The sequence below is a fragment of the Burkholderia sp. S171 genome, from assembly GCF_009766085.1.
Classification (GTDB): domain Bacteria; phylum Pseudomonadota; class Gammaproteobacteria; order Burkholderiales; family Burkholderiaceae; genus Caballeronia.
Genome location: NZ_LMUF01000044.1, coordinates 68,256 through 78,933 on the forward strand (window position 1 = coordinate 68,256; position 10,678 = coordinate 78,933).

Here is a 10,678-nt window from a genome sequence, read left to right on the forward strand (position 1 = left end):
CGGGCGCTCACGCGGCTAAAGGGCTCACAGTGCCCGGCGACGGGCTCGCGGCGATGTCGCAGCCAGATCACGGCAGCGTCAAGGTTGCGCGTACGTGATCCGGTAGATTGCACCCGCATAGTCGTCGCTGACGAGAAGCGAGCCGTCGGGCATGGGCAGGACATCGGCGGGACGGCCCCAGACTTGTTCTTTTTGACGAAGCCAGCCTTGGGCGAACGGCTCCATGCGCGGTTTCTCGCCATTCGCGCCCACCACGATCCTGACTACGCGATACCCCACCTTCGTGCTGCGGTTCCAAGACCCGTGTTCCGCGATGAATACGTTGTTCTTATAGTCGGCCGGGAACATCGTGCCTGTATAGAAGCGCATGCCGAGCGACGCCACGTGCGCGCCCAATTTGACCACGGGCGGCGTGAACGCGGAGCACGGATGGCCGGCGCCGAATTCAGGGTCCGCTACGTCGCCGCCGTGGCAGTAGGGGAAGCCGAAGTCCATGCCGGCCTTCGGCGCGTGATTGAGTTTGTCGTCGGGGATATCGTCGCCGAGCATGTCGCGGCCGTTGTCAGTGAACCAAAGTTCTTTCGTCCGCGGATCCCAGTCGAAACCCACCGTGTTGCGCACGCCATTCGCAAACACTTCGTAGTCGGTGCCGTCCGGGTTCATTCGGGCAATCAGCGCGTACCGTTTGCGATCCGGATTGCAAATGTTGCACGGCGCGCCGGTTGGCACATATAGCTTGCCATCCGGGCCGAACGCGATGAATTTCCAGCCGTGATGCCGGTCGGAAGGCAGTTTGTCAGTGATCACTACCGGCTTGGGCGGTGCATCGAGGTGATTGTCTATGTCGTCGAAGCGCAGGATGCGGGAGATCGCGGAGACGTAGAGCGCGCCGTTGCGGAACGTAACGCCAGCGGGTTCCTCCAGACCTGACGCGATCACGTGTTTCGCTGTCACGCGTCCGTCTTTTAACTCGAGCGCGTAGACATGGCCGTCGAGGCTCCCGGCGTAAAGTACCCCTTTAGGCGATAAAACCATGGCGCGGGCGCTCGGGACGTCATCGGAGAGAACAGCGATGCTGAAGCCCGGCGGGAGCTTGATCTCGTCCACCGGCAGCGCCGCATGGGCGCTGCCGGTGATGAACGCGCCTGCCGCCACGATCAAAAAATTCATCAGTACATTCGCAGCTGAAAGGGCGGAGCACGCCAGGGTTCGGGCGACATGGCGCGCGACACCGCTAGCTCGCCACGAGTCGCCACCAAAGAAACCTTCACCGATAAAAGTCATGAGCGAGTTCAAACCTGTCTCCCCAAAATGACACTTCACGCTGCACCGCGAAGTCTCGAAAAACCTGCTTTGCGCCGCGTCAGGGCGGGCGACGGCCGGCCGAATGACAGGCCGCAGGCGACGTTCCATCTTGATTAATCGACGCAAGTGTTTGTTAAGGCTCCGTTTTGCCGCTATAATCGCGTGTTTTGGTAGTTCCGAACCCCGGTTTTCAAGGATTTCAGCATGGTTATCATCCGCTTGGCTCGTGGCGGCTCCAAGAAGCGCCCGTTTTACAACATCGTTGCAACTGATTCGCGTAGCCGCCGTGATGGCCGCTTCATTGAGCGCGTGGGGTTTTACAACCCGGTCGCGACCAAAGGCGAAGCATTGCGTATCGCTCAAGATCGCCTGACGTACTGGCAAGACAACGGCGCGCAAATGTCGCCGACGGTTGCTCGTCTGGTCAAGCAATCGCAACAAGCTCAGCCGGCTGCTTAAGTGCGCTTGCTGCAGTCGATCGTTCGGGTACACGTGATCCGATCGATTCTTGCTGCCGAGGTTCGCGGGAGGTTGGCTCATGTCATCGCGTGATTCTGCTTCAGACCCAGGTTTGACAGCCGCGCGTGGCGAAAAGCCTGAGCAAAACGAGGCCACGTTTGGCGCGTTTGTCCGTAAACCGGCAGCGCGTCGCGTGGCTCTCGACGCTTCAGATGGCGCAGGATCGATCGAACCCGTAGAAAGTTTGCCCGATGACGCCATTGAAGTGGGCGCGATCGTCGACGCTTACGGACTGAAGGGCTGGGTCAAGATTGCGCCGCACGCTCATGCGGGTCATGGCGGCGACGCAATGCTCGCGGCAAAGCGTTGGTGGCTGGTCAAGGGAAACGAGCGCAAGGTGGTCCGGTGCCTGCAGTCCAAAGTGCATAGCGACACAGTCGTTGCGCACTTTGCGGGCAGCGATGACCGCGAGACGGCGTACGCGTTGCGTGGTCACAGTATCCATGTGTTGCGCAGCGACTTCCCGAAGCTGACTGGTAATGACGAATTCTACTGGGTCGATCTGATCGGCCTCGATGTCGTGAATGACGCGGACGTGGCTTTAGGCCAGGTCGCGAGCATGATCGACAACGGCGCGCATTCCATTATGCGCGTGGAATTTCCGACTACGGGCAAGGACGGTTCGCTTGCAACTGGCGAACGGCTCATTCCGTTCGTCGGGGTATATGTCAAAACAGTGGATCTGGCGGCGCGCAGGATTGTTGTCGACTGGGACGCTGACTATTGATCCATAGATCACTGCAAGGAGAGAGCGATGCAGTTTGACGTCGTGACGCTCTTTCCCGAGATGTTTCGCGCGCTGACCGATTGGGGTATTACGAGTCGGGCAGTGAAGCAGGAGCGGTTTGGTCTGCGCACGTGGAATCCTCGCGATTTCACCACGGACAATTATCGAACCATCGATGATCGTCCGTACGGCGGCGGCCCCGGCATGGTCATGCTGGCACGTCCGCTGGAAGACGCGATTTCGGCCGCGAAAGCGGCGCAGGCGGAGCAGGGCATTAGCGCTTCGCGTGTGGTGATGATGTCCCCACAAGGCAAAACGCTGAACCATGAGCGCGTGATGCAATTCGCTCAGGAACCGGGTCTCGTCGTGCTGTGCGGCCGTTACGAAGCCATCGACCAACGCCTGATTGATCGCGTGGTCGACGAAGAAGTGAGTCTCGGCGACTTCGTGTTGTCGGGCGGCGAATTGCCGGCCATGGCGCTCATGGACGCAGTCGTGCGCCAGCTACCCGGCGTGCTGAATGACTCGCAGTCGGCTGTGCAGGACAGTTTCGTCGATGTGCTGCTCGATTGTCCGCACTACACTCGCCCGGAAGAATACGGCGGTGTGCGGGTTCCGGATGTGCTGCTTGGCGGCCATCACAAGGAAATCGAGGCGTGGCGCCGGCGTGAGGCGCTCAAGAATACGCAGGAAAAGCGGCCCGATCTGATCGAGCGGGCGCGCAAGGCTAAAATGTTGAGCCGTGTCGATGAGACATGGCTCGCAAGTCTCGCCAAGGAACGATCGAAAGCGCAGTAGGCTTTCGAAGGCGAATACGAGGCGAGACGAAAGGGTGGTGCCAGGCTTGTGAATTCAAGCGGGCGCCAGATGTGAACCCATCCTCTACCGGGGCCACTAATATGGCAAACAACTCCGGCAAGATGGCTCCAGGAGTCAGTAATGAATCTGATTGAACAATTAGAGCAGGAAGAAATCGCGCGCGCACTCGGCGAGAAGACCATCCCTGTATTCGCCCCCGGCGATACGGTGATCGTTAGCGTCAACGTAGTTGAAGGTACGCGCAAGCGTGTCCAGGCTTACGAAGGCGTGGTGATCTCGAAGCGCAACCGTGGTTTGAACTCGAATTTCATCGTCCGCAAGATTTCGTCGGGCGAAGGCGTCGAGCGTACGTTCCAGACGTACTCGCCAATCTTGGCGAGCATTGTCGTGAAGCGTCGCGGTGACGTGCGTCGTGCGAAGCTGTACTACTTGCGCGATCGTTCGGGCAAGTCGGCTCGGATCAAGGAAAAGCTCGTGTTGAAAGACCGCAGCGCTTCCAAGGCGCAGTAACTGCACCTGAGCTGTACCGGAAAAAAGCACCTTCGCAGGTGCTTTTTTCTTTGGTGTGGTCAAATCGTGTCTTGCGCTTAATGCGAGTCTTATTTGCGCCCTGACTGCAACGCTTTTTCAGAACCCGAATCAGAACCAAACCTAGACCTACCTAAGAACTAAAAGCCCCTCGTGTCTCCGACCAAGCTGTCGACTCCCCGAATCCTCGAGCCTGAGATCTTGCCGATCGAATCGACCGGCGCAGACCTGCCGCCTGTGCGCGGCGAACTCCTGACGCCGGCCGGACTGCGCGCGCGCTTCAAGCAAACACTCGACTGGACCCCGGACGCGCGCGACGACAGGATCAAGGCGCTGGGTGGCGATCCACGGGTGGCATCGGTGCTGATTGCGCTGGTTTTGCGCGAGACTGGCTTGACCGTACTGCTCACGCAGCGCGCGGACCACCTTTCGGATCACGCGGGGCAGATCAGCTTTCCGGGCGGACGCAGGGAGCCGGAGGACCTTGATGCCGCTGCGACCGCCCTTCGCGAAGCGCAGGAGGAAGTGGGCCTCGCGGCGAAGCACGTGGAAGTGCTTGGTGAGTTGCCCGAGTATCTGACAGGCACGGGTTTTCGCGTCACGCCGGTCGTGGCGCTCGTGCATCCCCCGTTCGAACTGCAGGCCGATACACTCGAAGTCGCCGATATCTTCGAAGTCCCGCTCGCATTTCTCATGAACCCGGCCAATCACCAGGTCCGCGTGTTTCGTTGGGAAGACGGCGAACGTCGTTTTTTTGCGATGCCTTTTTCGCCTGCCGAGAATGTGGCTCCGTATTTCATCTGGGGTGCAACGGCGGGTATGTTACGCAATTTCTATCGCTTCCTCGCGGCTTGACGCCTAACGTGCAGAGCCTTGGCTAGCCATGCAGCCGATGTGTCCCTCTGGCGCGGACGGTGCTGTGCTATCTTTACAAGAAATTCGTAAAACTCGAATGTCTCGGCGCATCGCATGACTTTTTTCTCCGTATTGCTGGCTCTCATCATTGAGCAGTTGCGCGCGCTCTCGCCGCAGAACCCCATTTCGGCGTTGCTTCAGTACCATGCGGAATCCGCTGCACGCGGCTTCGATGCCGGCAAGCAGCGGCACGGCGTGCTCGCCTGGCTCGTGGTCGTGGTGCCATGGACGTTAGCCGTCGGGCTTGTCTATTACGTGCTCTATCGAATCAACTTCGCGCTGGCGTTCCTGTGGAACGTGGTGATCGTGTATTTCACGTTGGGCTTCCGGCAGTTCAGCCACTATTTCACCGATATCCATCTCGCCCTGAACAACGACGACGTGCCGCGGGCTCGCGAGGTTCTCAATGAATGGACCGGAATTGATACGCTTGATATGCCCGTCAGCGAGATCGTCCGGCACACATTGGTTCATGCAGTTGTGGCGTCGCATCGGCACGTGTTTGGCGTGTTCTTCTGGTTCTTGATTCCGATCGGACCGGCGGGCGCGGTGTTTTATCGCATCGCGGAGTATCTGGCGAGGTCGTGGGTCCAGCCGACCGACGAACGCACGCCGGCGTTTTCCACCTTCGCGCAAAGGGCGTTCTTTTTCATCGACTGGGTGCCGGCGCGGTTGACTGCGCTTGGCTTCGCCATTGTCGGGAATTTCGAGGACGCTATTTATGCCTGGCGCAACCACGCTCGGCAATGGCCCGATGCCAACGAAGGGGTTCTGCTCGCGGCCGGAAGCGGGGCGCTGGGCGCACGTCTGGCGGGGCCGTTGGCGGAGCCGCTGAGCGTCGACGCGTTGGCGGTTGGCGATGCAAGCCCGCTGCCCGTCGGCGATGATTGCACGCCGCGGACGCTTCAGTCCGCAGTGGGTCTCGTCTGGCGTGCCGTGATTCTCTGGATGCTGCTGCTGCTCATGCTCAGCATTGCGGTGTGGCTGGCCTGAAGGCATCAAGCCGCGCTCAAGCCCAACCGACAGCCCAACCTACGGGCCCTTACTCGTCGTTCAACGGGTCCCGCTCAGTCCCGCATTGCCAGCACACGGTGAATTGCGCTTCCAGTGGCTCACCGCATTGCTGGCAGCGCCATCCCCGGGCGTTGGTTGCCGGGCCGCTTCGGGCGCGGTCCAGGATGCCTGTGGCCAATACCTCGTCGCGATCATCCAGTATCCATATTTCCGGCGCGCATTGCTCCGCCGGAATCTCGCCCATCGCGCCGCTCAAATAACGGTTGTGCATCTCGCACGCTATCCCCGCCGTCACCAGCACATTCACCCAGTGATGCGCTGTAATCAGATTCGGAGCCCGCGTCAGTTTCTTCATCCCGTCGCAATCTGTTTTAGCGGTCTATTTAGATGCAGTTGCCGACGGTCGATGAAATCATCGAACAATCTGGCTGGCTTCATGCACTAGTTGCGCATACAACTGATGTCGCGCCGGCCTGATCTTGCCTTCCGCCATGGCTTCTAGAATCGCGCAGCCCGGTTCATGCAGATGCCGGCAGTTGTAGAAGCGGCACTTGCCGAGGAACGGCTGGAAGTCCGCGAACGAGCGCTCCAGTTGTCCCTCCGACAAGTGATGCAGTCCAAACTCCTGGAACCCTGGCGAGTCGATCAGCGATCCTCCCCCCGGCAGCGGATACAGCCGAGTGAACGTGGTCGTATGCCGGCCGCTGTTCAACGCCTTCGATATCTCCCGCGTCGCGACTTCGGCGTTCGGCACCAGGATGTTCACCAGCGTCGATTTGCCCATGCCCGATTGACCGAGCAGTAGCGTGGCGCGATCGGCCAGACGCGCATCGAGTTCTTCATGCACGCGCTCAGGCGCCGCTTTCGCCGATAACTCCACCACCGTGTACCCAAGCTCCCGGTACAGCGCCAGCCGCTTGCGCGCGACTGCGAGCGGCCCTTCCATATCGATCTTGTTCAGCACGATCAACGGCTCGAGCCCGTGCGCTTCGGCGGCGATCAACGCGCGCCCAAGCAAGTCCTCGCTGAAATGCGGCTCCGTGCCGAGCACGATCATCAACTGGTCGAGGTTGGCGGCGAAGAGCTTCGACTTGAACTGGTCGGATCGATACAGCAGGTTGCGCCGCTCGCCGATCTCGACGATCACCCCCTGATCCGCCGATGACTGCTCGTAACTCACGCGGTCACCCACCGCTATCTCGCTGCGCTTGCCGCGCGGGAAGCATTGGAGCATGGCGCTGCCGTCGGCGGGGGCGACCAGATAATGCCGCCCGTGCGCGGCAATGACCTTTCCTTCGATGCGCGCGTTTGTCGCTTTCTTCGCGTTACCCGGCCTCATGCGGCGAACTGCATCAAGCGCTCGATGCGCTGCGATGCAGGCGGATGCGATGCGTAAAACGCGGAGTAGAGCGGGTCGGGCGTGAGGGTGGACGCATTGTCCTCGTATAGCTTGACCAGCGCATTGACGAGGTCGCGCGGATCGGTCTGGCTTGCAGCGAACGCATCGGCTTCGAATTCATGTTTCCGTGAGCTCAGGCTGCCCAGCGGCGTCACGAAGAACATGAAGACGGGCAACGCCAGCATGAAGAGCACGAGCGCGAGGCCATTGTTGTTACCCAGCAGCGATGGCCGCACGCCAAGTCCTTCGTAGAACCATATGCATTGGGCCAGCCAGCCGAGCAGCGCAAGCATCGCGAGGCTGATGGCGAACGTGACGATCAGCCGCTTGATCACATGACGGCGCTTGAAGTGGCCGAGCTCGTGTGCGAGCACCGCTTCGATCTCGCTGCCGGAGAGCCGGGCGAGCAGGGTATCGAAGAAAACGATTCGCTTCGCCGCGCCGAAACCCGTGAAATACGCATTGCCGTGCGCCGAACGGCGGCTGCCGTCCATGACGAATAAACCCTTCGCGGCGAAGCCCGTACGCGACATCAGGTTCTCGATGCGCGCCCGCAACGCTTCGTCTTTCAGCGGTTCGAACTTGTTGAACAGCGGCGCGATAAACGTGGGGTACAGGATCAGCACGAGCATCTGGAACGCGACCAGCAGCACCCACGCCCACAGCCACCACAACGCGCCGGCCTGGTTCATCAGCCACAAAGTCACGAACAGGATGGGCAAGCCGATAGCCGCGCCCAGCACGATGCCTTTCACCAGATCGAGGAAAAAAAGTTTTTTCGTCATCCGGTTGAAGCCGAATTTTTCTTCGATCACAAAGTGCCGGATGTAGTCGAACGGCAGATCCACCACGCTGGTGATCGCGACCACGATAGCCACCAGCGCCATTTGCCCCACATAACCGCGGCCGAGCCAGTCAGTGACTGCCAGTTCGATCTGCTGGATGCCGCCCAGCAGCGTCAGCGCAATCAGCAGCGCCGCGCTGATCACGACCTCGACCATGGTCAGGCGCGTGCGCTCGACGGTGTAATCGGCGGCGCGCTGATGAGCGGCGAGCGGAATGGTCTGCAGGAACTGCGGCGGCACATCTTTACGATGCGCGACGACGTGCCGGATCTGGCGCGATGCCAGCCACAGCTTGGTGCCGACCATGCCGACCAGCGCTACGACGAACACGACCGAGAAGGCGAGATTGAAATTGGACATCAGCGGAAACCCGATTGAAATAGGCGCGATTGAATTATGCGAGAATTATAGGTTCTTGGCCGTCGCCGCGCGCGGTCTGTGTCTGATATCTAAAACCGCGCCTGGCAAGGCGTCAAACCCTTCTCAGGTTGCCCTCATATGGCCGATTCCGTGCTCGATACCGCTACTTCCCCAAGCTCCTCCGACCTTGTTCGCAGCGACATGAACCTCGTGTGGCTCGATATGGAGATGACGGGTCTTGAACCCGACACCGACCGCATTATCGAAATTGCGGTGGTGGTGACGAATTCGACGCTCGATAAATTGGTGGAAGGACCGGTTCTGGCGATTCACCAGGACGAAACGGCGCTGGGCAAGATGGACGAGTGGAACCGCAACACGCACGGCCGGTCGGGACTGACGGAGCGCGTGCGGGCGTCGACGGTGGATGAAGCGGAAGCCACGCGGCAAATCCGCGAATTCCTGGGCCAGTATGTCCCGCCGGGCAAGTCGCCCATGTGCGGCAATTCGATCTGTCAGGATCGGCGTTTCATGGCCCGTTGGATGCCGGAACTGGAAACGTTCTTCCACTATCGCAACCTCGACGTCAGCACGCTCAAGGAACTGTGCCGCCGCTGGCAACCCGCTATCTACAAGGGCTTTCAGAAGCGCGCGATGCACACGGCGCTCGCTGACATTCACGAATCTATCGACGAACTCAAGTACTACCGCGAGCATTTCCTGATTCCGTCGGCAGCGGGCAATACCACGTCGACAACGCCGGTTTAAGAAGTTTAAGGCTCAGGATTTTGCCGGCCGGATCGCGGTTTTCGGTCTGAACGCGGCCACTACCTCGGGCCGCGTTTCGATATACGGACCGCCGACCAGATCGATGCAATAAGGCACCGCGGCAAAAATGCCCGGCACCCTGGATTTGCCGTCTGCGTCGCGCAAACCTTCTAGCGTTTCGCGGATCGATTTCGGCTGTCCGGGCAAATTAACGATCAGCGCCGCGTGATCCGCCGTTTCGCGAATCACGGCCACTTGTCGCGACAAAATGGCTGTCGGCACGAAATTCAGGCTGATCTGGCGCATTTGTTCGCCGAAACCGGGCATGGGCTTCGTGGCGACTGCGAGCGTGGCTTCCGGCGTCACGTCACGACGCGACGGGCCTGTGCCGCCGGTGGTCAGGATCAGGTCACAGCCGGTTTCATCGACGAGTTCGATCAATGTGGCCGAGATAGCCGCCGCGTCGTCCTGGATCAGCCGGGTTTCCGCGCGCCAGGGCGAACTCAGTGCACTCGTGAGCCACTCTTGCAGCGATGGAATGCCCTTGTCCTCGTACACGCCCTGCGAAGCGCGGTCGCTGATCGACACCAGGCCGATCACCAGTTCGTCCGGATGGTTACGCTTTGTAGCCATCGTCGTCTTCTCGTTCGGGGAATTCGACGCCCTCGTCTTCCGCTTCGTCTTCGATCGCGCTCTCGTCTTCTTCGTCTTCCACGCCCGCTGCGGTCTTGATCCATTGGAACAGCTCGCGGAAGTAGCGCGGCGGTTTTGCCTGTTCGCGTTCCTTGCGGGCGTTGCGGATCAGCGTGCGGCCTTCTTGCGGGTCGATGCCGGGGTGTTGGCGGATGAAATCGGTGAGGGCGGCGTCATCGGCGAGGAGTTTTTCGCGGGTGCGTTCGATCCAGTGCAGCTTGGCCGTTTCAGCCCGATTCACGCCGCGATATGAGTCCAGCGCAGTGCGAATCGCTGCCGTTTCCTCGTCGGTCAGTGAGCGCATGACGCGGCCGACGTATTGCAGTTGGCGGCGTTTGCCTTCGTGGTCGGTAATGCGTCGGGCGGCGCGGACGGCGTCGTCGAGCTTTTCCGGCATGGGCATGCGCTTGAGCGCGTCTTTTGGCAGGTCGATCAGCGTGACGCCCAGTACTTGCAGCGCGAGCATGTCGCGTTTGAGCTGGGATTTGCTGGGGCGGTCGTAGCCGTGCTCGCTGCCGTCCTGTTCGGAGGCCTCGGCCGGGTTTATCGGTTGCGTGCGGGTTTTACGGTTCATCTCGGTATTGTAGCGTGGTAGGGGTGTCCGTTCGCACTCGGGGTTCTGTTTGGTGGGGTTTGGGCGGGGAGGTTGGGGTCAGTGTTGGGGTGCCAGGTTCCTGCGTTAGCGGTCGGGGTGGTGCTTTCGGCGTTAGCGGTCTGCGAGAGTCGGATTTTCTCTTTATCACTGTTAGCCACTGTGCGTGGCGGCACGTCATTTCTTTGTCCAAA

At 60.3% G+C, this 10,678-nt stretch carries 13 protein-coding genes; 7 read left to right on the forward strand and 6 right to left on the reverse strand.

The window, feature by feature from the left end:
* Positions 1-78: 78 nt before the first annotated feature.
* Complete coding sequence (locus GSQ93_RS25060; RefSeq protein WP_158938341.1) at positions 79-1,170, reverse strand: sorbosone dehydrogenase family protein; 1,092 nt, start codon at positions 1,168-1,170, stop codon at positions 79-81.
* Positions 1,171-1,509: 339 nt separating this feature from the next.
* Between GSQ93_RS25060 and rpsP the strand changes: the two genes are divergently transcribed.
* The 6 genes from rpsP (at position 1,510) to GSQ93_RS25090 (ending at position 5,806) form a co-directional block, all read left to right on the forward strand.
* Positions 1,510-1,764, forward strand: coding sequence for a 30S ribosomal protein S16 (gene rpsP, locus GSQ93_RS25065; RefSeq protein ID WP_056354515.1), 255 nt, complete (start codon positions 1,510-1,512; stop codon positions 1,762-1,764).
* Positions 1,765-1,843: 79 nt separating this feature from the next.
* On the forward strand, positions 1,844-2,551 hold the full coding sequence (gene rimM / locus GSQ93_RS25070) for a ribosome maturation factor RimM (RefSeq protein ID WP_158938342.1): 708 nt from the start codon (positions 1,844-1,846) through the stop codon (positions 2,549-2,551).
* 27 nt (positions 2,552-2,578) lie between these two features.
* A complete protein-coding gene (trmD, locus tag GSQ93_RS25075; protein ID WP_158938343.1) occupies positions 2,579-3,349 on the forward strand; it encodes a tRNA (guanosine(37)-N1)-methyltransferase TrmD in 771 nt (256 codons plus the stop codon).
* Between the two features lie 141 nt (positions 3,350-3,490).
* Positions 3,491-3,880: a 50S ribosomal protein L19 gene (rplS, locus tag GSQ93_RS25080; protein ID WP_158938344.1), complete on the forward strand. Its 390-nt coding sequence runs from the start codon at positions 3,491-3,493 to the stop codon at positions 3,878-3,880.
* 186 nt (positions 3,881-4,066) lie between these two features.
* Positions 4,067-4,753, forward strand: a complete 687-nt coding sequence (locus tag GSQ93_RS25085; RefSeq protein ID WP_158938355.1) for a CoA pyrophosphatase — start codon at positions 4,067-4,069, stop codon at positions 4,751-4,753.
* A gap of 114 nt (positions 4,754-4,867) precedes the next feature.
* A complete protein-coding gene (locus GSQ93_RS25090; protein ID WP_158938345.1) occupies positions 4,868-5,806 on the forward strand; it encodes a CobD/CbiB family protein in 939 nt (312 codons plus the stop codon).
* 49 nt (positions 5,807-5,855) lie between these two features.
* Here the strand turns inward: GSQ93_RS25090 and GSQ93_RS25095 are convergent, their stop codons facing one another.
* Genes GSQ93_RS25095 through GSQ93_RS25105 form a run of 3 tightly spaced genes read right to left on the reverse strand, consistent with a single transcriptional unit; the run spans position 5,856 to position 8,431 of the window.
* A complete protein-coding gene (locus GSQ93_RS25095) occupies positions 5,856-6,182 on the reverse strand; it encodes a DUF2007 domain-containing protein (protein ID WP_158938346.1) in 327 nt (108 codons plus the stop codon).
* Between the two features lie 57 nt (positions 6,183-6,239).
* Positions 6,240-7,166 carry a ribosome small subunit-dependent GTPase A gene (rsgA, locus tag GSQ93_RS25100; protein ID WP_158938347.1) on the reverse strand — a complete coding sequence of 309 codons (927 nt, stop codon included), beginning with the start codon at positions 7,164-7,166 and terminating at the stop codon, positions 6,240-6,242.
* Positions 7,163-8,431, reverse strand: coding sequence for a M48 family metallopeptidase (locus GSQ93_RS25105; RefSeq protein ID WP_158938348.1), 1,269 nt, complete (start codon positions 8,429-8,431; stop codon positions 7,163-7,165). Before GSQ93_RS25105 ends, rsgA begins: the two co-directional genes overlap by 4 nt.
* A 138-nt stretch (positions 8,432-8,569) precedes the next feature.
* On the opposite strand from GSQ93_RS25105, the gene orn reads away from it, so the two are divergent.
* Complete coding sequence (gene orn / locus GSQ93_RS25110) at positions 8,570-9,199, forward strand: oligoribonuclease (protein ID WP_158938349.1); 630 nt, start codon at positions 8,570-8,572, stop codon at positions 9,197-9,199.
* A 12-nt stretch (positions 9,200-9,211) separates the two neighbouring features.
* On the opposite strand, the gene mog is transcribed toward orn, so the two are convergent.
* Entirely contained in the window at positions 9,212-9,832 is a 621-nt protein-coding gene (mog, locus tag GSQ93_RS25115; RefSeq protein ID WP_158938350.1) for a molybdopterin adenylyltransferase, read from the reverse strand.
* The gene (yjgA, locus tag GSQ93_RS25120) at positions 9,816-10,466 is read right to left on the reverse strand and encodes a ribosome biogenesis factor YjgA (RefSeq protein ID WP_158938351.1); all 651 of its coding nucleotides are present in this window, start codon (positions 10,464-10,466) and stop codon (positions 9,816-9,818) included. The genes mog and yjgA overlap by 17 nt, the downstream gene beginning before the upstream one ends.
* Positions 10,467-10,678 lie beyond the last annotated feature (212 nt).